The sequence below is a fragment of the Rheinheimera lutimaris genome (assembly GCF_013283795.1).
Classification (GTDB): Bacteria; Pseudomonadota; Gammaproteobacteria; order Enterobacterales; family Alteromonadaceae; genus Alishewanella; species Alishewanella lutimaris.
The window spans coordinates 1-23,639 of record NZ_JABSOD010000003.1; the positions used below are offsets into that span (position 1 = coordinate 1).

Below are 23,639 nucleotides of genomic sequence, written 5' to 3' on the forward strand. Positions count from 1 at the left end.
TACTTTTAGCGTCAATTAAAAATGGGTGTATTACCAATTGATCAAACGTAACTTTGAGTGTCTTCTCATAGTTAGTAAGTTCAAGGCTGAGTAAATTAAAGTAAATGCAAGAGGAAAGAATCGTAAGACTAGCAAGTCTAAATGGATGAAAATTAAGTGGTAATGTATAAGACTTATACAAGTTCTGACTACCATGAACTAAGTCAGACCTTAGCTCATATATCTTTTTTGCTTCTAACTTCCAGGTTTCAATTTCACCATGATATATTGCAACTAAGCAGGAAACTCTACTGCAAAATCTTTTAGTTAACTCGGCATCTTTTTTTTCAATTGATAATGTTACCAACCTCTCCATTGCCGTAACGAGCTTTACAACTTGCGAGTGTTTGTTGTTATCTCTAGATGCGTCACCAAACCAGCAAAAAGAATCAATTAGCCTATCAGAAAGGCAGTTGATATTTTTTGGTGAAATTGCATATTCTGTAAGTTTTTTTACTACATGACCCAAATCAGAATCAAGATCTCTCTCCAACACATCCCAAAATTCTTCAAGATCTTTCCGAAATGAAACTGCTCGGCACAAGTAGTATTGTTCGTCTGAGAATTCAATATGGTGAGACATATTGCTCTCAATCGGATTCTTTTTGAGAACTAACTGTTTTGCATCTACTCTATAAACTGCTGCAAAAACTTTAATAACACCATAAATAAAATCTGCAACGTTCTGCGCTCGAACTTTGCTAATTTTTTTTGAGCACTTTGGTATATCAATACGAAGCAAGCAATTATAATCAGATTGCCCCTGATTATTTATAATATTTTCCAAATTTTCTTTGTTTTCTAGGTTTGGATAGACATTATCTTTGTGTGTAATTCTAACGCTTCCGATGTTAAAATCTTTTTTCGCGGAAACACCTTCCGCCTGAATAGGAAAAAAATAACTTATCGCAGACATTTTACTTTTGGCTTGCTTATATGCTCTGGATAAAAGCATATTACATCCAGATAAGTCAAAATTTTTATCATTATATATATGAATATACAATGAATCTTTAATATCATTAATATATTCATGTTCAGTTAGCTCATGAAGCAAATTATTACTTTTAATTTTCCTGCATGTTATTTCTTTTAATTTCACCTGCGCTTTAGATGACAAATGTATTTGAAAACAACTTACCTCACCACCTGAATTAACAATATCTCTTGGTGCATTAACAATAGCAAAAAGAGAGTCATGTTTATTTTCGAAATCGGCTGCATAGAGCTTATAAGATTCATTTATAAGCTTGTTTAATCTAACTGCTTCATTAACAATGAAATTAAAGTCTTCAACGTCTTGCTTGGTCGCAGCCATAAAAAATTCCATATGTAATTTCAATAAGTTATCAATTAAAAAATATTTCAGACAATAAAGTTCAGGGTAAAAAATAGCGAAGTATCGGGTCAACCTCAGGGTCAGGTCTTGCCTTTTGCTGCCCACCCCAAAAAGTCAAAAAGCAAGACCTGACCCTTGCGGCTTCTTAATTTGAGTATATCGTAGACTTTCCTTAGCTTATAGCGCTGCCAACACGCGCAGCTTTGTAGTGAAAGCGCAGCCGCAGCGGAAAGTTATCGACGTGCTGGGCCTTTTTATGATTCGTTTTGCGACTTGATTTTACTTATAAAAGAATATCCATCAACATCTCTTGGCAATACTACTTGATGATCTGTTGCTACCTTCGGGTCGCTTACCCAATCGATAAACTCCTGTATTTTAGCTACGAAGTCATCAACCTCTTGTTTAGTAAAGCTGACTTTTAATTCGACCTCGCCAGATAGAGTTAATAAATCCGCGTGAGCCAACACCTTATTGCGCCAATCGTTAATCCCAGATTTTTCGTAGAAGTCTTTCAGGCTATTAAATAGTCCTTGCAGCAGAGATGAGTCAGTCTGCTCAATAAATCTACGCAGTGATAAGTTATCTTTGCCCTGACTTTTGGGCGGATCCATGAGTGTAGCTATCTTTAGGCAAATTCTTTCAAGGCACGCTCGTTCAAAACGTGAAAAAATAAAACTATTAAATTTATTAAGCTCCGCAACATGCTCCTCTTGCCCAAATAGCTGCATGTAGAGAGTTAAGTCCGTGCATATTCCAGAGAAATAATGCTTTAAAGTTTTCAGCTCACTTTGGTTGATAGATGATAAATCAAAATCAAGTTGATTCATTGGATCAAGGTGAGCCATATGAGGATAGCGCTTGATAAAGTCGTCAAATGTACATGTGGTTACTTTGTTACTCATAGCCTACCTCAGAATCATAACAATATTATTTGAAGCCCCCCTGCTTTTATTGCGGGATTCTCTCTTCTACCTTGTTTTTACATCCTGCCAAACTAGCCAACATTTGTCTCTAAATCAACCACATCTTCACTATCCGTTATAAGGTAGCCTGCGATTGCCTCTGATTTGGTTAGATTCCTTTCTCGATCACCGTCAGCGTTCTTTCAATAAAACGTTCAATGGCTGGCTGCGGAATATAATCAGCGTTATTTTCCGGGTTAAACTTGCGCAGGATGCGCTGTATTTCAGCGTGGTCTTTAATCTCACTGACTGTCAGGCCTTGCTCACTCAACACTTTTACCTGGGCAACCCACTGCAGGGTGTTTTGCCGGAACAGCTTTAGCTGCTGTTTGTCGCTGGGTGCACCATGGCCCGGTACGATAACACTGTGGTCATCACCCAAACTTAAGATGGCATCGACAGCGGCGACAAAACCCGCTACGCCTCCGGCATAAAACGTCGGGTGCCAGTTGGTGGTATAAATATCGCCGACAAAGATAGTATTACTGGGCGTATGCAAGAAGATGGCATCGTCGGCGCTATGAGATTTCACCGTCACCATGTCTATTTCTGCCAACGCAGCCGCCGATTGTATAAACTCACTGCCAGCGGCAATAAAATAGGCATTGCCGCCGCTATGATCACTATGCGCATGGGTGTTTAAAATATAACTTACTTGCTTACCAAAGATACTGTTTACCAGCGCATTTAACGTTTCCAGCTGGTTTTCACCCGGCATCGGGTCAAGCAGTACGACGCCTTTGGCTGTGTTAAACAAACCAATATTGGTCGCATAGGCCGGTGTTAATATATAAGCATCTGCTGAACGTTTAGTAACGCTAATATCTGACGCAGCGGCAAAACTGAGCACAGGATAGATTAACGCGATAAAAAATATGATGGTTTTCATTCAGATCCCGTTATTTAAGTAAAAGCTCAGTCACACAACCTAACTTGCTATTGGCTAACCTTCAACCGCCTTCTTTTGCCGCCGCATAAACTCCGCAAAAAGTGGCACAGTAAAATTCAGATAACCATGCTCAGTACTATAAATCATGCCTTTGTGAATGATGCTCGCTCTGGTTGGCCCAAGAGATGATTGGCTTCGTCCCATTGCATTTGCTATATCTGCCATCGAATATGGACCATCCCCCAATTCAGACATTTTTTCTACGAATAGCACCTCTGATTTAGTGAGTCGGTCCAATCGAACCCTGAAGAACCCGTTATCAAGTGAAACCAGCGTTTCTGCATACGACAATTGTACATCCTGCAAGGTAATTTCTGGCCCCTCTGCATTGTTCCATGCTGTAGAAGCCCACTCCTGAAGAAAAAAAGGATAGCCTTTAGTGTATTCAAAGATTTCACTAAGCGCATCCGGATGAATTGAAGCCCCTTCATCTAGTATCGGCTTTTCTATGGCTTGAGTGGCGGGTATCGGGTCGAGTGCATCAACAGGTGGATACAAGAAAAGCCTCTCTGCATATGATTTTGCCTCTCCTGCCAAACGAGCAACCTGCGGCAGGCCCGCACCGACCAGGAGGACAGGAAGCCCCTCTTGAGACATGCGGTGAAGCGCAACTATCAGTGCTGATAAATCTGCTTCTGAGAGGTACTGCACCTCATCAATCAGCAAGATCCATCCTTTGTCTACTGCCTTAGCTGCCCGACCAATTAACTCGAAAATATCCGGCAGGTCGTATTGGATATTGCCACTATCTGCAAGTCCAGGCTCGGGCTCTACGCCAATTTCCACACCTGAAATGTCAATTTTGAACATAGCCGCGAAATTTCGCAGCCCCTTCAGCCCTCGCTCGGCAAGCTGCCGAGCGGCTGCCAAGCCTGAAAGTGAGCGCATCACCTTGCGCATTTCTGGATATAGGAGGCGCGCAAGCGTTTCCCGCTCAGGAGACTCAACCTTGGATACTATGAGCCCTTGTTCTCTGGCGATTTTACCAATTTCGTTTAAAAGCACTGTTTTGCCGGTTCCCCTTAACCCTAAAAGCATGAAGGAACGAGCGCTGCGCCCTTTTAAGGTTCGGCCACAAGAGATTTTGGCAGCATTTAGGATTTCATCACGGCCTGCAAGTTCAGGTGGTCTACTTCCCGCGCCAGGTGCAAAAGGATTGGTGTATGGATCCATGTCAACATCCTTAAAAAATACTAAAATCTCAAAAATTAAGCAGAGTATAGCTAAATATAGCCGTATATAGATTGGTATAGCAAATTTTGCTATACATCACTATCAATAGGTATATTTACTATTTTGGCCTATAAACGAAATCAGGTTGAAAACGTTTGCTTCTGGCATAAAGATGATCGCAGTTAATTGACCAATCCGTATCACTCTTCATCCCAGTCGGGGTACTGATCTGGCTTAGTGCCCTGTTCAGCAATTACCCGCGGATACGTTATTCCAGTTTCAGCTGCATGCGGTTTCTTCCGGCTTTTCGTTAACTGAAATAACCAGCTATCGCCATAGTCAAACATATAAAACACTTTTTTGCCTGTGGCCGCTGCAAACACCTGCGCTACGGTGGTGTCGACAATGATGTCATCATCGCAATCGTACCTGTGCAGCTTTTTTCCGCGGTAGGAATTCGCTATATAAAACTCATACATGTGGTCGTTATCAAATTCGACCGCATCCTGAATAGCATCATGCAGGTCTTCAAGACTGTGATCTGCCGGAATTTCGATAACGCAACTCCAGTCCCCGCCAGCATACATGCGATGTACCATAGATATGTTTATTGTTTGAATCATAAAAAATCTAAGCCCTAATCTACTACCAGTGACGTTAAACGGTGACTGTCGTCACGTTTTCAGCTGTTGAACGTTCATATACCTCTGGGTCAGGTCTTGCCTTTTGCTATCCACCCTAAAACTCAAAAAGACCTGACCCTTGCGGCTGGATAGATTAACGCGATAAAAAATATGATGGTTTTCATTCAAATCCCTTTAGCCGTTGCGCCGTTAACAACTTACTTTGCATCTGCTTTATAGTTATTGGCATTAAATTGACTGTTAAAGCCCGGTTTAAGCTCTGTGGCTTGGTCAAAAGCACTTCGGGCTTCTGCTTTAAGGCCGGCACTGAAATAGCCAAAAGCCAGGCCATCAAAAACTTCAGGGCTGGTGGGGTAACGCCCGGTCAAATAGGCAAATAAAGGTATCGCCCTTTGTGCATCACCGGCGGCCACCAGCTCGCGTGCCAAATCAGTTATCACTTTGCCGGCAAAGGTTTGATAACCGGCATCTTTGTAGGCAGATTCAAACCGGGCTTTAAATGCTTTATCACCAAGTTGCTGATACAGCCGCCAGCTAAAAATCACCGGCGGCAGTTTTACCTCAGGGTAGGTGCCACTGCGAAACACACTGTGTAATCTCATCGATATTTCTTCAGCTACCAGACGGTCGGTATTTGCCAGTACCAATAGCCAAACATCGTTAGCAAAGTCCAGCTCTACTGCGGTACTGACACCTTTGCCGCCGCCAAAGGCAACCCAGTGTTGCTGATCTTTTTGCAACGCCCGAAAATGCTGTAATCCTGCTGTCGACAATAAGCGCTTTGCTTTAAACAGCTGCTGATAAAAGCCATACAGTTCAAACACATTCATCTGCCCGCCGCCACCAGCGGATTTATGCTCTTGTTCATTCGCCGCCACGGCGACGCGTTTAGCGTTAACATTAAAATGATAAGGCGTGGCAAGCGCAGTACTTTGACCAAGCTGTTCTGTTGTCAACGTCATGCGGGCAGGCACTAAGATATTTTGCTGCAGTAAATCCCAATATGACTTACCGCTGACTTTTTCCAGAATAGCGCCAAGCACAATGTAACCGTAGTTGGAGTAACGCCGATCGGTGCCTGGCTCAAACAACAAGGGGGTGTTTTTCAGTATGGCCAGTTTTTTGTCAATGCTATCGAAAGCCGCCGGGTTCTGACGATATTCGGCGGTAAAAATATCAGCAAAGCCAGAGCGATGTTCCAGCAGGTGCTGCACCGTGATGTTTTTTACCAGCTCGTTGGCGAAACCAAGCGAAAACTTATCCAGGGTGTCATCAAGCCGCAACAGCTTATTGTCGACAGCTTGCAGCACCAGCACAGCAGTCAGGTCTTTTTGCACCGAACCAATATCAAAGCGCGTTTGCATGGTTATGGGTGTCCGGGTTTCATCGTTGGCATCGCCGCCGGCCAGAGCCGTAACGACCTTGTTGTCCTTCACAACCAACACGGTACCGGAAAACCAGTTTAGCTGCTGATAATGCTGCACTAGATCAGATACAACAGCATCAGGCGCCGCACCATTGGGCTCTGCACGAAGTGGCAACAGGGTTAAGCTGATAACCAGCAAAGAGAAATAGACTTGTTTCATTTACGTCCTTGTAAGTCAGTGTTTTTGTTAAGCCAAGGCTCTAAGCACCGCCTGAGGTTCTTTAGCGACAACATGCAACAATGCTAAAGCCGGCCCATGTGGTGTGCGATCGCCCCGCTCCCAATGCCGCAAGGTAGACACGCTAATGCAAAATTTAGCGGCAAATTCCAGTTGTGTCATACCGAGTTTATGCCGAATCCCCGCTACATCTACCTCTGCCGGGCGATGCGTTTTTGCCGCAACAGGCTGCCCCTTGTTTAACGCTATGGCTTCTTGCAACCCCTGCGCAATACTGTCAAATGCCTTAGCCATGATGTTTCTCCAATGCTGTATCAACAAGAATACTAACTAACTTCGACAACGCATTTCTGTCTGATTTAGACAAATTGGCGCGTTCGTTTTTGCCAAACAGCGTGAGTAAATACAGCGGTATTCGCTCATCGTGATAATAATAAATAGCCCTTACGCCACCACTTTTGCCTTTGCTGCCACGACTCCACCGTAATTTACGAATGCCACCCGTGCCTTCCATCAGATCTCCCGCTTTTGGGTGTTCTGCAAGGTAATCAATGACAGCTTTACGCTCTTGCTCTGTGAGTAAGGCTTCTGCCCGCTTGATGTATTCCGGCAATTCGGTGATCGTCGTCAGCATGGTTGCAATATAATCCAATGGATTACTTTAAGCAAATACGGATTCACAGGTTAGTTCCGCTGCGCTTAAGCATTAACAGCTAAGCGGCTTTGCGCTACACTGGCGACAGTTTTCTGTTTATTTATCTGTGGTGCTGGCTATGACTTTCCCGACTATTGAACATTCTGTTGGCAACACGCGGCTGGTAAAGCTGCAACGCATGGCGGCGCATACTAATAGCACCGTATTGCTTAAGCTGGAGGGGGATAACCCGGCCGGTTCGGTAAAAGACCGGCCGGCGCTGAATATGATAGTGCAGGCCGAACTGCGCGGTGATATCAAACCCGGTGACCGCATTATCGAAGCCACCAGCGGTAATACCGGCATTGCACTGGCGATGGCGGCGGCGATTAAAGGCTATGCCATGACGCTGATTATGCCGGATAACGCCACTGAAGAGCGTAAAAGCAGCATGCGTGCTTACGGCGCCGAGCTTATCCTGGTGACCAAAGAGCAAGGCATGGAAGGCGCGCGCGATCTCGCCTTGCAAATGCAGGCACAAGGCAAAGGTATAGTGCTGGACCAGTTTAATAACCCGGATAACCCGGCGGCGCATTATGCCAGCACCGGGCCGGAAATTTGGCAGCAAAGCCAGCAGCAGGTTACCCACTTCGTATCCAGCATGGGCACAACCGGCACCATTATGGGTGTGTCACGTTATTTAAAACAGCAAAACCCGGCGATACAGATTATTGGCCTGCAACCGGCCGAAGGCGCCAGCATTCCCGGTATCCGCCGCTGGCCTGAGGCCTACCTGCCGGGCTTCTTTGATAAAAGCCGGGTTGATCAAATCATTGATATCAGCCAGGACGATGCCTTAACCGCCATGCGCCGCTTAGCGCGCGAAGAAGGTATTTTTGCCGGCGTTAGCTCCGGCGGCGCCGTGCACGCGGCGATACAACTGGCACAGCAGCATGACAATGCCGTTATAGTGGCGATTATTTGCGACCGTGGTGACCGCTATTTATCCTCGGGTATTTTTTAGCCTATAGTCTTTTTTGTCTTGCCCCGGCCAACGTCCTGTTGGCCGCTTAATTTGGCCTTAGCGCCAAACTGCGCTATCCTTTAAAGCCCTTCTGCTTTAAATCTGATACAAAATAAGGATTTACTATGTTTTCACTTCGCAGTATCAGTCTGATTGCTGCCATTGGGCTATGCCATTTTTCTGCCCTTGCCAATGAACCCGACGACATTAAACAACAACTGGCAGCATTAAAAGCGCAAATTGCAGCGCTGGAACAACGACTGGCCGAACAGGAAGTTGCCAACGAAAAAGCAACTGTACTACTGACACAGCAAAAAGCTGACGCAGCTGACGATGAGGCTGATACTGACAAAGACGGTATTAAACTGGGTGGCGCTATCCGTACCAACTACAGCCATACCTCATACAGCGACGGCAATAAAAACCGCGGCGGCGACTTTGCCTTTGATATTTTCCGGCTGAATTTAAACGGTAGCATCGGTGATGTGCTGCTAAACGCCGAGATCCGCTTTTTCGATTATATGACCGCGGTTAAATACGCCTACGTCGGCTATCAGCTGAACGAAGACTGGCAGGTGCAGGCCGGTATTACCCAGGTGCCTTTTGGTAACTGGCCGTATAACTCGCACAATTATTTCTTCAGTACTAACTATTACCTCGGGCTGGAAGATGACCATGACCTGGGTATTATGTTTAAGCGCCAACTGGCCGACAACTGGCAGCTGGATTTAGGCTTTTTTAAAAATGATGAACTGGGCGGTGTTGATGGCTTTGTTGACAGCCGTGCTGACCGCTACTCCTACGACATCGTCGGTTTTCGCCAGAGCGATGACGGCATTTATGATGACCCAGCGCAACCACTTGGCGAATACAACACCTTCTCCGGCCGTTTTGCTTACCAGTTAGCACACAGCAGCGACTTTACCACTGAGCTGGGCGTATCCGCGCTGGCCGGCGGCTTACATAACGGCCGCAACCGGGCCGGCAGCTACAACGCCTGGGCACTGCACCTAAACAGCCACTATCAGCGCTGGAACCTGCAACTGCAGCACGGTGAATATCAGTACAACATCGACGATGTTGACCGTATGGCGGTAGGTGCCTATGCCTTCTATGACAGCATTGCCGCCAAAGCCAAAACCAGCACTATTAACCTGGCGTACAGTCTGCCCATTGAATGGGGGCCGGTTACCGGGTTGCAGTTCTATAACAACTACGGTTTGGTGTATGACAAATCAGACAACAGCCGCGACACCATGATGAACGTCACCGGCTTTTCGGTCGCCGCCGGTGGCTTATTTACCTATTTTGATCTGGTACATGCCAGGAATCAGCCCTTTGTCGGAGGCAGTGCTGCCGGTGACAGCGATGAAACCGAACGCCGCTTCAACATTAACATCGGCTACTACTTTTAACCGCTGCTGCGGCTTTGCAGATAAAACAAGGACACCAGCATGACAGATTATAAAGATCCGATGATCCCGGATGGCAAAGTTAACCCGATAGACACCGATTACCAGGTAGGCCAGGATAATATCCTGGTAAAAGTCGGCCCCTTCGGCCTGGATATACATAACAGAGTGTTTTTAATCTCGGCGCTGGTGGTGGTGCTGTTTGTGGTGTTAACCATCAGCTTTCAGCAACAGGCCGAACCGGTGTTCAGCAGCATGCGCGGCTGGCTTACCAGCAACCTTGACTGGTTTTTTATTTCCGCCGCCAATATTTTTGTGCTGCTGTGTCTGGGGTTAATAGTGTCGCCGCTGGGCAAGGTGCGGCTGGGTGGTACTGAAGCCACGCCGGATTTTGGCTACGCCGGTTGGTTCTCTATGCTGTTTGCCGCTGGTATGGGCATAGGCCTGATGTTTTACGGTGTCTCTGAGCCGTTATCACACTTTAGCAGCGCTTACGGCGGCGCTACCTTTGCCGACGGTATACGCACCGACTGGGCGCCGCTGGCCGGTGCTGCCGGCGATGCGGTAGCGGCAGAGCGCTTAGGTATGGCAGCCACTATTTACCACTGGGCGCTGCACCCCTGGGCCATCTACGCCATTTTGGCACTTGGCCTGGCACTGTTTTCCTTTAATAAAGGCTTACCGCTTACCATCCGCTCGGTGTTTTATCCGCTACTGGGCGAGCGTATTTGGGGTTGGCCCGGCCACATTATTGATATTCTGGCCGTATTTGCCACGCTGTTTGGTTTAGCCACCTCGCTGGGGCTGGGCGCGTCACAAGCCGGCGCCGGCTTGCATTATCTGTTCGACTGGCCGCAGGGTAACACCACGCAAATTCTGCTGGTTATCGGCATTACTGCCATAGCACTGGTATCGGTATTAGCCGGGCTGGAAGCCGGGGTAAAACGGCTGTCCGAAATTAATATGCTGCTGGCGGCATTGTTGCTGCTGTTTGTGATTATTGTCGGGCCAACGCTGGCTATTGCTACCGGCTTTGTTGCTAACCTGGCGGCTTATCTGCAGCATTTACCGGCGCTGGCTAACCCGCTTGGCCGCGAAGATGTTAATTTCTCGCAGGGCTGGACCGCCTTTTACTGGGCCTGGTGGATCAGCTGGTCGCCTTTTGTCGGCATGTTTATCGCCCGGGTATCGCGCGGCCGTACTGTACGCGAATTTCTGATCTCGGTATTGCTGATCCCCTCGCTGGCCTGCGTCTTATGGATGACGGTATTTGGTGGCACCGCCATCAGCCAGGTGGTGCAACAAGGCTATGAAGCCGCAGCCGGCGCTGAACTGCCGCTGCAACTGTTTGCCATGTTAGACGTATTACCGCTGGCGCAAATCAGCTCCTTTATTGCCATTATTCTGGTGGTGGTGTTTTTTGTTACTTCGTCTGATTCGGGCTCACTGGTAATAGATACCATAGCCGCCGGCGGTAAAGTTAATGCGCCGACACCACAGCGGGTGTTTTGGTGTACCTTTGAAGGCCTGGTAGCCATAGCACTTATTTTAGGTGGTGGCCTGGTCGCGCTGCAGGCGATGGCGGTGTCTACCGGTTTTCCGTTTACGCTGGTGCTGTTGGCATCTTGTGTGGCGGTGGTAAAAGGCCTGATGTCAGAACCCAGAGCCTGAGTACGTCAGCAATAAAGCACATTGAAAATAGATCAGCCGGGGAATAGAACCTCTTGGAAATAGAGCAAATTGAAATCCTGCAATTTCTGCAGCGGCATTCGCCGTTTCAGGAGTTGCCGCCAGAGCAGCAGCTGCAGTTAGCGCAGAGTATTAATGTCGGCTACTTTCAGGCCGGCAGTGAAATACTGCGCTTTAACGAGCCGCTGCAGGCGCTGCATCTTATCCGCAGCGGCGCGGTAGAAACCTTTCGCCGCAACGGTGACTTATACAACCGGTTAAGTGAAGGCGGTATTTTTGGCGAACAGGGCCTGCTGCGTGGCGGCAAGGTACGCTTTCCGGCCAGCGCACTGGAAGATACCTTAATCTACTTTATTCCCGACCAGGTATTTCAGCAGCTGTTTGACAGCAATGAGTTTTTCGCTGATTACGTAGAGGTAGGCGATACCGAACGGCGCAAATCTACCAAGGCAGCAAAACAGGCCGAAGCCGATCTGCTCAGCGCCAAAATCAGCACTTTACTGCAGCGCGAGCCGGTGTGCCTGGCCAGTAGCGCCAATGTCTGGCAGGCAGCCCAAACCATGACCGAACACAGCGTGTCCTGTTTGCTTATTTTGCATGATAGCAGCGCTGAGCAAACGACTGAACAAGATGCTGAGCCGGGTGCAAAGCCGGGTACGCTGGCCGGCATTATTACCGATCGCGATATCCGCTCACGTTTAGTGGCGCCCGGACTGAAGTCAGAAACCAGCGTACGCGACATTATGACAACCAAATTGGTCACCATTGACCAACAGCAGTATCTGTTTGAAGCCATGATGCTGATGCTGCGCCACAATGTGCATCATCTGCCGGTGTTAAAACAGGCCAGGCCGGTGGGCGTGCTGGCGTTGTCGGATATTATCCGCTACGAGTCACAAAACAGTTTGTATGTAGTAAGCAGTATTTTCCGCCAGCAATCGGTGGCCGAACTCAGTGCGCTGGGTAAAGATGTTAAAGCCTGCTTTGTGCGGATGGTAAATGAAGACGCCAACTCCCATATGATTGGCAGCGCCATGGCCGCCATTGGCCGCAGCTTTAAACAACGGCTGTTAGAGCTGGCCGAGCAGCAGCTTGGCCCGCCGCCGGTGCCCTATTGCTTTTTAGCGCTGGGCTCAATGGCCCGCGACGAGCAACTTATTGTTACCGATCAAGACAATGCGCTGATACTGCACAACAGCTTTGACCCGGCACAGCACGATGCTTATTTTCAGCAACTGGCGGCCTTTGTCTGCGATGGCCTGGCAGCCTGCGGCTACAGCTATTGCAGCGGCAATATTATGGCCACTAACCCGCAGTGGCGCCAACCGCTGCGGGTATGGCAGCAGTACTTTACTGACTGGATAGCAAAGCCCGATGCCGAACGTTTGCTGCACGCCAATATCTTTTTCGACCTGGACGCCGTCTGGGGTGAAAGCCGCTGGGCCGATGAATTAAATCAGCTGATCGCAGGCACAGCAAAAGCCCGGCCGCAATTTCTCGCCTGCATGACACGCAACGCGCTGCAGCGCACACCGCCGCTGGGCTTTTTTAAAGACTTCGTGATGGAAAACGACGGCCGGCAAAACAACAGCCTGAATATTAAACGCCGCGGCACGGCACCAATGGCCGATCTTATTCGCGTGCATGCGCTGGCCATTGGCTCGGTAGCAACCAACTCGTTTGAGCGACTGCGCGATATTATCGCCGCCAAGGTACTGCCCAATGGCCGCGGCGAAGATTTACGTGACGCCTTTGAAGTGATCGCCATGACACGCATTCGCCAGCAGGCACTGGCCTTGCAGGCCGGCGAAACACCAGACAACAACGTAGTGCCGGAGCGGCTATCTGAATTTGAGCGCAAGCACTTAAAAGAGGCGTTTTCGGTGCTGAGCAATGCGCAAAAATTCCTTAAATTTCACTTACGGGCCTGAGCATGTTGTATTTAGGCCCTTCGGCATTAAAGCAACCTGCCGGCCAACAGCAAGACCCGGCCATCAGCGACTGGCAGCAGTACTATCAACAGCAGGCGGAACACAGCCAACATCCGTTGCTGCAGCAGTTTTATCAGGCCGGCATGGTGGGGGCCGATACACCAATCAGCAAGGTGCCGTTACTGGCGCTGGATATTGAAACCACCGGGCTTGACCCGGCTAACAGCGGCATTGTCAGTATTGGCCTGCTGCCGATGGATCTAACGCAAATTTATGCTTCTAAGGCACAGCAATGGCTGCTAAAACCACGCTTTAGCTTAAGCGATGAGTCGGTTACGCTGCATCGTATTACCCATACTGATATTGAACAGGCGCCGGATCTCAGCAGCGTGTTACCGCAGCTGCTTAAGTTGATGGCCGGCAAAGTGGTGATAGTGCATTACCGTGGCATTGAGCGGCCGTTTTTGCATGCCGCCCTCAGCGCCCGGTTGGGACAAGGTATTTACTTTCCGGTTATTGATACCATGGCGCTGGAAGCCCGACTGCACCGGCGCAAAGCATTAAGCCTGTGGCAGCAACTGCGCGGCAAGCAGCCGCTGTCAATTCGCCTGGCTGACAGCCGCTTGCGTTATGGCTTACCGCCCTACCGGCCGCATCATGCCGTAACCGATGCCCTGGCCTGCGCCGAGTTATTTCGCGCGCAATTGGCAGCGCGGTTTAGCCCCGACACCCCGGTTAGCCAGCTGTGGTGCTAGGCGCTTGCTTTTATCCCAGCCAGTTGGCATAGTGCGCAAAAGCCACAACAGGTCAGACCACAATGAACCAGCACAAACCGAATAAACTGCAGCGCATTGTTACCAAATGCTATCAACTGCCGAAATCGCTGCAGGCCTTTGCCTTAAGTACGGTATTTGGCCGGGTAATTAAGTTTGCCGGCACCGCCGGGGTAGAAGTATTGGAGCTAAAAGGCGCCCGCTCGGTGCTGCGGCTGAAAAACCGTAAAAAAGCGCAGAACCATATCGGTTCGGTGCATGCCGCCGCCACCGGTTTGCTGGCTGAGTCTGCCACCGGCTTTTTAGTTGGCATTCACCTGCCCGACAATAAACTGCCGCTGCTGAAACAAATGCCGATTGACTATATCAAGCGCTCCAGCGGTGACTTAACTGCCGTAGCCACGCTAACCGACGAGCAAATCGCGATGATGCATAAAGAAGATAAAGGTGAAGTTACCGTGGCGGTAAGTATTACCGACAGCGCAGGTGTCGAGCCGGTTAACGCCAAAATGACCTGGGCCTGGATCCCGAAAAAGCGCTGACTTAGAACAGAATAATCTCTTCTGCCGCTGGCGGCTGACGTATAATGCCGCCATCCTGTTCTTGCCTGTAGCCCTGCTTTGTCATACGAATACCTTGCCTTGTTAGCTGCGGCCTGTTGGGCCGTCGGCAGCCTGATGTCAGCCACCGCCTCTACTCATTTAGGCGCCTTTGCCTTTACCCGCTGGCGCATGTTGTGTGCAGCAGTCATGTTATGGCTGATTGCTGCATTTAGCGGCGGCTGGGTCACCCTGGCGGTGGATAGTCTGGGCTTACTGGTGCTGTCCGGCATTATCGGCATCTTTATTGGCGATACCGCGCTGTTTGCCGCGATGAACCGCCTTGGCCCGCGCCGTGCCGGGGTGTTGTTTGCTACCCACAGCTTGTTTTCAGTGATACTGGCGTACTTTTTTCTCGGCGAAACCCAGTGGGGCTGGACACTTATCGGCAGCAGCTTGCTGGTTAGCGGCGTAATGACGGCGATATTTTTCGGTAAACGCAAAACCGAGCTGCACGCCTGGGAAGCCAATCAAAGCCAGCTTAGGTCCGGCGTCGCGCTCGGCCTGTTGGCAGCACTGTGTCAGGCCGTGGCCACCTTAATGCTAAAGCCGCTGATGGAAACAAACATCGATGCCGTTGCCGCGTCGGCGGTGCGCATGAGCACCGCTTTTGTGTTACACCAACTGATTTTTATGCTCAGTTTTAAAGTCGCCCGTGCTTATCTGCCGATGACTAAAAAGGTGTTTTTACTGGTGCTGGCCAATGCGGCCCTGTCGATGGTATTGGGCATGACATTAATACTGCAGGCATTAAAGCACGGCGAGGCCGGCATGGTGGCGATATTATCTTCTGTTAGCCCGGTAATAGTACTGCCGCTATTGTGGTTGGTGTATAAACGCAGCCCGGCTGTCGGCGCCTGGCTGGGGGCTGCCCTTACGGTCGCGGGTACGATTCTGATATTGCTTAAATAATCAACAGCAAATCCCGCAAAATTTGAAAATAAAAGTGAACACAAACTGAATATATTACTTGCAGCTAATACTTTCTTAGCCCAGAATTGCCTAAAATACCTACAATGATGCGCCCCTCTGATGCCGCAACAGTTCCACTTTATCTCCGGCTTACCACGCTCAGGTTCAACCCTGCTGGCCGGTATTCTTAAACAGAATCCGCGTTTTCACGCCGCAATGAGCAGCCCGGTCGCCGGTTTGGTTAATGGTGTGCTGGAGCAGATGGGCGCGGCCAGTGAGTCCTATTCGTTTTTTGATGAAGCAAAACGTAAGACGATTTGCAGAGCCTTGATCGATGCCTATTATGCCGATAAAACCCAGCCCGTGTTATTCGACACCAACCGGCACTGGACCGCCAGATTACACCAACTGGTCGAGTTGTTTGACGATTTTAAAGTGATTTGCTGCGTACGTAATCCGGCCTGGATTATGGACAGTTTTGAAGCCATCTACCGTAAAAACCCGTTTGATTACAGCCGGATGTTTAATGCAGCCTCACGCGGTACCGTGTATAGCCGGTGCGATTCGCTTATCAACGGTGGTGGCACTGTGGGTAGCGCATGGACTGCTCTGAAAGAGGCCTACTACGGCGAATTTTCTGATCGTTTATTATTGATAGATTACGATCTGCTCACACAACATCCTGCGCGAACTATCGAGCTAATTTATCGTTTTATTGGTGAGCCGGTGTTTGATCATGATTTTAATAATGTGAGCTATGAAGAGAGCGAGTTTGATCAAAAGCTGGGGGTAAAAGGATTGCACACAGTGAAAAAGAAAGTGGAGTTCAAATCACGCCGTAGCATTTTGCCACCGGATTTATTCGCTAAATATCAGGATATGGATTTCTGGCAAGACACCACCGGCACCGCCGCCCACATTATTGCCGCAACTAAAACATCTGTAAGTGCTGAGTAAAGGAACATAGCAATGCAAAGAAATATTCTTACCGCCTTATCCGGCCTGATCTTGCCAATGGCGGGCTATGCTATGCCAGCAGCCGGCAGTAATACTTATCAGCGCAGTTACCTGGCTGCCGCCCGACAAACCCCAGCTACAGATCTTGCAGCGCATAGCCATACGGTAAAAAACAAGGCTAAGCCTATTGCTGCAACTACAGAGGATGAACTTCAGCTGGTGCAGGCAAACCCGGTTAAAGAGCTGGTCATCATAGATGCGGCCGTGCCGGATAAAGCCATGTTTTACCGCGGCGTAAAACCGGGTGTGGATATTGTTGAAATAGAATCGTCTGCTTCGGGGCTTACGCAGTTAAAATCTATTTTAGCGAATTATAACAACCTGGCGGCGGTACATATTGTGTCCCACGCCCAAGCCGGTAGTTTGCAGTTGGGCAATTCAACAATCTCTGCAGAAACACTTAAAACGGAAGTAGAAACATTTGCTGCCCTGAATGGCGCAGTGCGCGAAGGCGGCGATTTGCTGTTATACGGTTGTGACTTGGCTGCGAATGAAAAGGGTGAAGAGTTACTGGATATTATTCAGCACAATACTCATTTAGATGTGGCTGCCTCCAATGATTTAACCGGTAATATTCAGCAACAGGGCGATTGGGATTTGGAAATCCAGCGCGGCAATATTGAAACGGAATTGGCGTTTTCAGAAAAGGCGTTAAAAGATTTTTCGGCTGTGCTGGCAACCTATAGTCTGAATAACTTCAATCTTCAATATAGTTGCGCCAGTAATGGGAATGCTCTTCCGTTTAACTATTCCGGGTTGACCAGTGGTACCTATAAGGCCTGTGGCTTTATGGGGTTGGATAATGGTGTAGGGAATGGTTATTACGACGCCACGGCTACTGCTGTACATTTGAAGACAAATAACGGGGCTTATTTTCATCACGGCAATAACTCAATAGTTCAAACCGCTGGCACCAATGCAATTGAAGTTACCAACACAACTGACTTCCAGCTAACCCAATTAACCGCGAATGAGTTTCCGGCAAATCCAGTCTGGAGTAATGGTTACGAGTTAAGAAATGTGCGTGTCGTTGGGTACAATGCTGGCGGAAGTGTCGTTGCAACCTCCACTGCCATTGATACTGATACCCGGGGGGCCCAGACAACTTTCACCTTTGGCAGTACTGAGCTCGCCAATTTTGCCGGAGTAAACATTAGAAAGTTCCGGTTGTTATACCGTAATCAGAACAATACCTGGTCCACGGGTATGCGGTTGCTGAGCTTTGATGCTATTCAGGATACGACGGATCCCACTATATCTTCTGTAACATCCGGTACTGCCAACGGCACTTATAAAGTTGGTGATGTTATTAGCCTTCAGGTGAATTTCAGTGAAAACGTTATCGTCACCGGCACACCGCAACTGACACTGGAAACCGGCACTACAGATCGCACGATTAATTATTCCAGCGGCAGTGGAACCAGCACACTAACATTTAACTACACGGTACAAGCAGGCGATAGCACGGCAGATTTAGATTACGTCAGCCAGGGTGCCCTAACACTGAACGGCGGCACAATCAAAGATACTGCGACAAACAGTGCTAACCTGACACTGGCGAGCCCGGGGGCGGCAAACTCCTTAGGCGCAAATAAAGCTATTGTTATTGATGGTGTAGTACCAACAGTGACATCCGTTAACTCCTCCACTGCCGATGGCAGCTACAAGATAGGTGATACGGTCAGTGTGCAGGTCAATTTTAGTGAGGCGGTTACAGTAACGGGCACACCGCAGCTAACACTGGAAACCGGCAGTACGGATCGCACGGTAGATTACAGCAGCGGCACAGGTACCAGCACTCTCACATTTAGCTATACCATACAAGCAGGCGATAACTCTGCCGATCTGGATTATGTCGCGACCAACTCACTGGCCTTAAATGCCGGCACTATTCGCGACGCTGCAGGTAATAGTGCGGCACTTACCCTGGCTTCGCCGGGCGCGGCCAACTCTTTGGGCGCCAACAAAGCCTTGATAGTCGACGGTGTGATGCCAACAGTAACCAGCACCGCGCCGACAGGTGGAGCTGTATCAACAGATATCAGTGTTGATTTCAGCGTAAATTTCAATGAGTCGGTCAGCAACATCTCCAGCGACGATTTTTCGCTTAGTAGCACAGGCAGTGCTGCAGGAACTATCGCCAGTGTATCAGCCAGCAGCGGCAGTGCTGTAACGGTAACTGTGGTCAGCATTAGTGGCAACGGCTCAATTAAATTAAACCTGAATGGCTCTACCAACATTACCGATGCTGCGGGCAACGTTGGCCCCGCGGCTTATAGCAGCGGTACTGCTCACACTGTCGCTATTCCTGTTGTGCCTGATGCGCCAACCATTGGCACAGCAACCGCCGGTGACGGCCAGGCAAATGTTACCTTTACTGCCCCCGGCAATAACGGTGGCTCAGCCATTACCACTTATACCGCCACTGCCAGCCCTGATGGCGCCTTTGGCACCTGCGCCGGCCCGGCAGCTTGCACGGCTACGGTATCGGGGCTTAACAACGGTACTGCTTATACCTTTACCGTTACCGCGACCAATGCCGTTGGCACCAGTGTTGCTTCCGGTGCATCTAATGCCGTAACACCTAAGGCCGCGCAAACCATTACCTTTAACGATCCCGGCGCACAAAACTTTGGTACAACGCCGACACTGACAGCGACGTCATCTGCCGGAGCCGGCTATGCAGTAAGTTTCAGCTCAGCCACTACCGGTGTTTGCACCATTACTACCGGCGGCAGCCTAACCTTTATTAACGCAGGAAGCTGCACTATTGACGCCGATCAGCCCGGTGATGCAGCCACTAATGCTGCTCCAACTGTATCCCGAACCTTTACGGTAAATGCGGTAGTACCCGGCGCGCCAGGCAGCCCGGCAGCAACAGCAGGTGATACCCAGGCCAGCGTTGCTTTTGTAGCGCCGTTGAATAACGGCGGCTCAGCAATTATCAGCTATACAGTGACAACAAACCCCGCGGATGTTGCGCCGGTAAATGGTGCGGCGTCGCCGGTAGTGATAACCGGGTTAACCAATGGCCAGGCCTATACTTTTACTGTCACAGCAAATAACGCAGCGGGCACCGGCCCTGCATCGGCCGCTTCCAATTCGATCACACCTGCTGCTGTCCAAACTATTACCTTTGCCAGTCCGGGTGCGCAGAACTTTGGCACCAGCCCAACACTTACAGCAACGACAGACTCCGGTTTAACGCCTGTATTTACTTCTTCCACACCAGCGGTTTGTACTATAACAGCGGCAGGCGCACTGACGTTTGTGACCGCAGGAACTTGTACAATCAATGCCGACCAGGCCGGTAATGGCAGCTACTTGCCTGCTCCTCAGGTAAGCCGGACCTTTACCGTTAACCCGGTAGTGCCGGGTGTACCTACGGCCGTTGTTGCCACTGCAGCTGATACTGCGGCAAGCATTGCCTTTACTGCCCCGGCAAGTAATGGCGGCGTTAATATTACCGGTTATACCGTTACGTCTAACCCGGGCGGCTTTACCGGCACCGGGGTGGGATCACCGATTGTCGTCAACAATTTAACTAACGGCACGCCTTATACTTTTACCATCACGGCAACTAACAGTGCCGGCACCGGTGCGGCCTCAGCGGCTTCGAATGCTGTTACGCCCAATCCGGCTAATTCTGCCCCGGTTATCGGCGGCACACCGGCAAACACAGTAGACCAGGGCGCAGACTACCTGTTTACTCCAACCGCCAGTGATGTTGATGCAGGTACGACATTGCAGTTCAGTATTACCAATAAGCCAGGCTGGGCCACGTTTGACACAACAACGGGTACACTTAGCGGCACTCCGGCACGTGAACATGTCGGCACCAGCAACAATATCGTTATTTCAGTCAGCGACGGCGAGCTCAGTGCCAGCCTCGCGGCTTTCAGTATTGAAGTGATTTCAGTAAATGACGCGCCGGTTGCCGTTGATGACAACTTCACACTGCCATTTAGCGACAACCATACCTATCTGCTGGATGTATTGCTAAACGATACCGACCCGGATGAAGACAGCCTGAGCATTACGGCTGCCAAAGCCAGTATCGGCATGGTAAGTATTCAGAGTAATAAACTGCAGTTTACTGCGCCGGATAATTTCAGTGGTACCGCCTCTTTCAGCTATAGCATCAGCGATGGCGAATTAAGCGATATGGCGCAGGTAACATTGCAAATTGCAGGCAGTAATCCGGATGCACCGGTTATTACCGCACCGGATGATCTGTTTATTAATGCCAGTGGCTTATTTACCAAGGTAGATGTCGGCGTAGCCACCGCGGTTGATGTTAACGGTAACCGGCTGGCCGTATCCCTGGTTAACGGCTTACCGATGTTTGCAGCCGGCAACCACGAGCTGTACTGGCGGGCAACCGATGCCAGCGGCCAGAGCAGCACTGTGACTCAGATACTGCAGGTAAATCCGCTAGTATCGCTGAGTAAGCCGCAAACTGTTATTAACAACAGCAGCGTTACGGTTGAAGTAATACTAAATGGCCAGGCGCCGGTTTATCCGCTGGATGTGGCTTATACTGTCAGCGGCTCTGCCGATGCACTTACCGAACATGATCTGACAGCAGGCTCGGTGCAGATCACCTCCGGCCTGCGCGCCAGCTTTAGTTTCAACCTGTTTGCAGACTTAAGCAGCCAACCGGAAAAAAATATCGTTATTACTCTGGATAACAGCCTGAACCTTGGTGCTAATGCCAGCACCACCATCAACGTTACCGAAGCCAACCTGGCACCTGTGGTGGTATTGGATGCGCGTCAACAGGGTGAAAACCGGCTGACGGTCAGTAAAGCCGACGGCCTGGCAACCATTAGCGCGCAGGTTAGCGATCCCAACCCCGGCGACAACACCAACCAGCAATGGCAAGCTGACGCTGCACTAAACAACATCTCCGGTGATGCCATGCAGTTTGTGTTTGACCCCGCAGGCCTGGCAAACGGCGTCTATCGCATCGCCTTAACTGCGACAGATGATGCAGCACTGCCACTTAGCAACACCGCTGAAATTTACCTGCTGGTGCAGGACACACTGCCGGCGCTGGATAACAGCGATAGCAATAACAACCTGATCGCTGACAATGTTGAAGGCTTCGGTGACAGTAACAGCAACGGCATTGCTGACTATCTGGATCCGGGGTTTGACTGCAACGTTATACCGGAGCAGTTAGCTAACATCGTGCAATTTGTTGCCGAAGGTGAGCCTGGCATCTGTCTGCGTAAAGGCACCACAGCCGCCCTGAGCAACTCCGGTGGTATTCAACTGACAAGCACAGATCAGCAAGCACTGGAGCCGGATATGCAGGCCACTAATATCGGCGGCAGCTTCGACTTTATGTTGCACAGCCTGCCTGCAGCCGGGGCCAGCTATCGCCTGGTACTGCCACAGCGCCAACCGGTGCCGCAAAATGCGGTATACCGCAAATTTACTCAAGCCAATGGCTGGAGCAATTTTGTGCAGAACGAACGCAACCAACTGTTCAGCGCTGCCGGCGAACCGGGTTTCTGTCCGCCTCCCGGCAGCAACAGCTGGCAGCCGGGTTTAACCGCCGGCCACTGGTGTGTGCAGTTACAGATAGAGGATGGTGGCGCTAACGACGCTGACGGCCTGGCCAACAGCACTATTGTTGACCCGGGCGGTGTGGCCGTTGTGCTCAATGGTAACCAACTGCCGGTAGCAACAGACGACAGCTACTCAGTGCAGTGGAACCAAAGCCATACGCTGGACGTGCTGGAAAACGACACCGATGCGGATGGCGATACGTTAAGCATTAACCAGAGCACGGCTGCTTTCGGCAGTGTCAGCATCAGCGCTGACGGCCTGACACTGTTGTATACGCCGGCGCAGGATTTTGTCGGTACGGATACGCTTAGTTATGGCGTCAGCGATAGTAATAACGGCAGTGCCGGTGCCACGGTTACTGTAGAGGTCTATTACAACCGGCCACCAGTAGTAACCAATGCCACCGCCGACACCAATAACAAAACGGCAATCGATATTGATGTACTGGCCAATGCCAGCGATCCGGATGGCGATGCGCTTGTCATCAGCAGCGCCGGCGCCCAAACCGGCACTGTCAGTATTACCGCAGCGCAAACCCTGCGTTATACGCCGCTACCCGGGTTCTCCGGTACCGATACCGTCAGCTTTAGCGTAAGCGACAACCGCGGCGGCAGTAGCAGCGGCGAAGTTGTTATCAGTGTTACAGCATACGAGGTTATTACCGTGGTCAATAAATCATCCGGCGGCGCAGTAAATGGCTGGCCGCTGTTGCTGCTGGCATTGCTGGCCGTTGCCCGGCAACGCCAAATACTGTGCAAAGCTTTATCGCTGCTTAGTGTGGCACTGAGCTTTAGCGCCAGCGCCAACTGGTCTGTTGATGCGTTTTTCGGCAAAAGCACCACGAAACAGTCAACCAGCGAGGTCCGCAGCCAACTGCCGGCTGCAACCGAATTGCTGCAATACGATAACAGCGGCAGAAGCTGGGCGCTGGGCCTGAGTTATTACTTTACACCGCGGCTGGCAATACAGGCACATTATGTTGATTTGGGCGATGCCAGTGTCAGTATGCGTGGTGAAACACTCACTGCGGAAGCATTCCACCGCAGCGTATCAGACATAGGCCCTATGTTAGCCAAAGGTGTGCGTAGCGGTTTGGCTTATGACGTCTGGCGACATGCCGGCTGGTCGGCAACAGTGCAGGCCGGGGTATTTGCCTGGAACAGCGAAAGCGAAAGCACTGCCGGCGATAACCGTATCGGTTATAAAGCCAGCGACACCGACATCTACTGGGCACTTGGTGCCGGTTATGCGCTGGACCAGCATCTGACACTGCGCACAAGCTTTACCCGCTATCACCTGGACGGGAATAAGGCAGACAATATTATGCTCGGTGTCAGTTACGCCTTTTAATCAGCACT

17 protein-coding genes are annotated in these 23,639 nt (G+C 50.0%); 9 read left to right on the forward strand and 8 right to left on the reverse strand.

What is annotated here, in order from left to right:
* The 8 genes from HRH59_RS03225 to HRH59_RS03260 form a co-directional block, all read right to left on the reverse strand.
* A partial coding sequence (locus HRH59_RS03225; RefSeq protein ID WP_173499834.1) for a HEPN domain-containing protein occupies window positions 1-1,357 on the reverse strand: 1,357 nt, incomplete at its 3' end.
* Between the two features lie 275 nt (window positions 1,358-1,632).
* Window positions 1,633-2,283: an AbiU2 domain-containing protein gene (locus HRH59_RS03230; RefSeq protein WP_173499835.1), complete on the reverse strand. Its 651-nt coding sequence runs from the start codon at window positions 2,281-2,283 to the stop codon at window positions 1,633-1,635.
* 169 nt (window positions 2,284-2,452) lie between these two features.
* Window positions 2,453-3,232: an MBL fold metallo-hydrolase gene (locus tag HRH59_RS03235; protein ID WP_173499836.1), complete on the reverse strand. Its 780-nt coding sequence runs from the start codon at window positions 3,230-3,232 to the stop codon at window positions 2,453-2,455.
* A gap of 54 nt (window positions 3,233-3,286) precedes the next feature.
* Entirely contained in the window at window positions 3,287-4,465 is a 1,179-nt protein-coding gene (locus HRH59_RS03240) for an ATP-binding protein (protein ID WP_173499837.1), read from the reverse strand.
* Window positions 4,466-4,665: 200 nt separating this feature from the next.
* Window positions 4,666-5,052, reverse strand: a complete 387-nt coding sequence (locus tag HRH59_RS03245) for a plasmid pRiA4b ORF-3 family protein (RefSeq protein WP_231702388.1) — start codon at window positions 5,050-5,052, stop codon at window positions 4,666-4,668.
* A 254-nt stretch (window positions 5,053-5,306) separates the two neighbouring features.
* Window positions 5,307-6,695, reverse strand: a complete 1,389-nt coding sequence (locus tag HRH59_RS03250; RefSeq protein WP_173499839.1) for a serine hydrolase — start codon at window positions 6,693-6,695, stop codon at window positions 5,307-5,309.
* Between the two features lie 27 nt (window positions 6,696-6,722).
* The gene (locus tag HRH59_RS03255; protein ID WP_173499840.1) at window positions 6,723-7,007 is read right to left on the reverse strand and encodes a helix-turn-helix domain-containing protein; all 285 of its coding nucleotides are present in this window, start codon (window positions 7,005-7,007) and stop codon (window positions 6,723-6,725) included.
* Window positions 7,000-7,365 (reverse strand): type II toxin-antitoxin system RelE/ParE family toxin, encoded by a 366-nt coding sequence (locus HRH59_RS03260; protein ID WP_218573450.1) that lies wholly within the window; start codon window positions 7,363-7,365, stop codon window positions 7,000-7,002. The genes HRH59_RS03255 and HRH59_RS03260 overlap by 8 nt, the downstream gene beginning before the upstream one ends.
* Before the next feature lie 121 nt (window positions 7,366-7,486).
* On the opposite strand from HRH59_RS03260, the gene cysM reads away from it, so the two are divergent.
* The 9 genes from cysM to HRH59_RS03305 all read left to right on the forward strand — a co-directional run bounded on the left by cysM (window position 7,487) and on the right by HRH59_RS03305 (window position 23,631).
* Complete coding sequence (gene cysM / locus HRH59_RS03265; protein WP_173499841.1) at window positions 7,487-8,371, forward strand: cysteine synthase CysM; 885 nt, start codon at window positions 7,487-7,489, stop codon at window positions 8,369-8,371.
* Window positions 8,372-8,496: 125 nt separating this feature from the next.
* Window positions 8,497-9,786 carry a porin gene (locus HRH59_RS03270; protein ID WP_173499842.1) on the forward strand — a complete coding sequence of 430 codons (1,290 nt, stop codon included), beginning with the start codon at window positions 8,497-8,499 and terminating at the stop codon, window positions 9,784-9,786.
* A gap of 39 nt (window positions 9,787-9,825) precedes the next feature.
* Window positions 9,826-11,454 (forward strand): BCCT family transporter, encoded by a 1,629-nt coding sequence (locus tag HRH59_RS03275; protein WP_173499843.1) that lies wholly within the window; start codon window positions 9,826-9,828, stop codon window positions 11,452-11,454.
* A 53-nt stretch (window positions 11,455-11,507) separates the two neighbouring features.
* Window positions 11,508-13,403 (forward strand): DUF294 nucleotidyltransferase-like domain-containing protein, encoded by a 1,896-nt coding sequence (locus HRH59_RS03280; RefSeq protein WP_173499844.1) that lies wholly within the window; start codon window positions 11,508-11,510, stop codon window positions 13,401-13,403.
* 2 nt (window positions 13,404-13,405) lie between these two features.
* Entirely contained in the window at window positions 13,406-14,158 is a 753-nt protein-coding gene (locus HRH59_RS03285) for a 3'-5' exonuclease (protein WP_173499845.1), read from the forward strand.
* A 62-nt stretch (window positions 14,159-14,220) separates the two neighbouring features.
* Complete coding sequence (locus HRH59_RS03290; RefSeq protein ID WP_173499846.1) at window positions 14,221-14,718, forward strand: DUF4442 domain-containing protein; 498 nt, start codon at window positions 14,221-14,223, stop codon at window positions 14,716-14,718.
* A 99-nt stretch (window positions 14,719-14,817) separates the two neighbouring features.
* Window positions 14,818-15,687, forward strand: a complete 870-nt coding sequence (locus HRH59_RS03295; protein ID WP_331460150.1) for a DMT family transporter — start codon at window positions 14,818-14,820, stop codon at window positions 15,685-15,687.
* A gap of 120 nt (window positions 15,688-15,807) precedes the next feature.
* Window positions 15,808-16,644 (forward strand): sulfotransferase family protein, encoded by an 837-nt coding sequence (locus HRH59_RS03300; protein WP_173499848.1) that lies wholly within the window; start codon window positions 15,808-15,810, stop codon window positions 16,642-16,644.
* Window positions 16,645-16,656: 12 nt separating this feature from the next.
* A complete protein-coding gene (locus HRH59_RS03305) occupies window positions 16,657-23,631 on the forward strand; it encodes an Ig-like domain-containing protein (protein ID WP_173499849.1) in 6,975 nt (2,324 codons plus the stop codon).
* Window positions 23,632-23,639 lie beyond the last annotated feature (8 nt).

Coding starts and splice junctions, on each gene's coding strand:
- HRH59_RS03250 (WP_173499839.1), bottom strand. CDS start 6,695: ATGAAACAAGTCTATTTCTCTTTGCTGGTTATCAGCTTAACCCTGTTG.
- HRH59_RS03305 (WP_173499849.1), top strand. CDS start 16,657: ATGCAAAGAAATATTCTTACCGCCTTATCCGGCCTGATCTTGCCAATG.
- HRH59_RS03275 (WP_173499843.1), top strand. CDS start 9,826: ATGACAGATTATAAAGATCCGATGATCCCGGATGGCAAAGTTAACCCG.
- HRH59_RS03255 (WP_173499840.1), bottom strand. CDS start 7,007: ATGGCTAAGGCATTTGACAGTATTGCGCAGGGGTTGCAAGAAGCCATA.
- HRH59_RS03240 (WP_173499837.1), bottom strand. CDS start 4,465: ATGGATCCATACACCAATCCTTTTGCACCTGGCGCGGGAAGTAGACCA.
- HRH59_RS03245 (WP_231702388.1), bottom strand. CDS start 5,052: ATGTATGCTGGCGGGGACTGGAGTTGCGTTATCGAAATTCCGGCAGAT.
- HRH59_RS03290 (WP_173499846.1), top strand. CDS start 14,221: ATGAACCAGCACAAACCGAATAAACTGCAGCGCATTGTTACCAAATGC.
- cysM (WP_173499841.1), top strand. CDS start 7,487: ATGACTTTCCCGACTATTGAACATTCTGTTGGCAACACGCGGCTGGTA.
- HRH59_RS03230 (WP_173499835.1), bottom strand. CDS start 2,283: ATGAGTAACAAAGTAACCACATGTACATTTGACGACTTTATCAAGCGC.
- HRH59_RS03270 (WP_173499842.1), top strand. CDS start 8,497: ATGTTTTCACTTCGCAGTATCAGTCTGATTGCTGCCATTGGGCTATGC.
- HRH59_RS03285 (WP_173499845.1), top strand. CDS start 13,406: ATGTTGTATTTAGGCCCTTCGGCATTAAAGCAACCTGCCGGCCAACAG.
- HRH59_RS03300 (WP_173499848.1), top strand. CDS start 15,808: ATGCCGCAACAGTTCCACTTTATCTCCGGCTTACCACGCTCAGGTTCA.
- HRH59_RS03235 (WP_173499836.1), bottom strand. CDS start 3,232: ATGAAAACCATCATATTTTTTATCGCGTTAATCTATCCTGTGCTCAGT.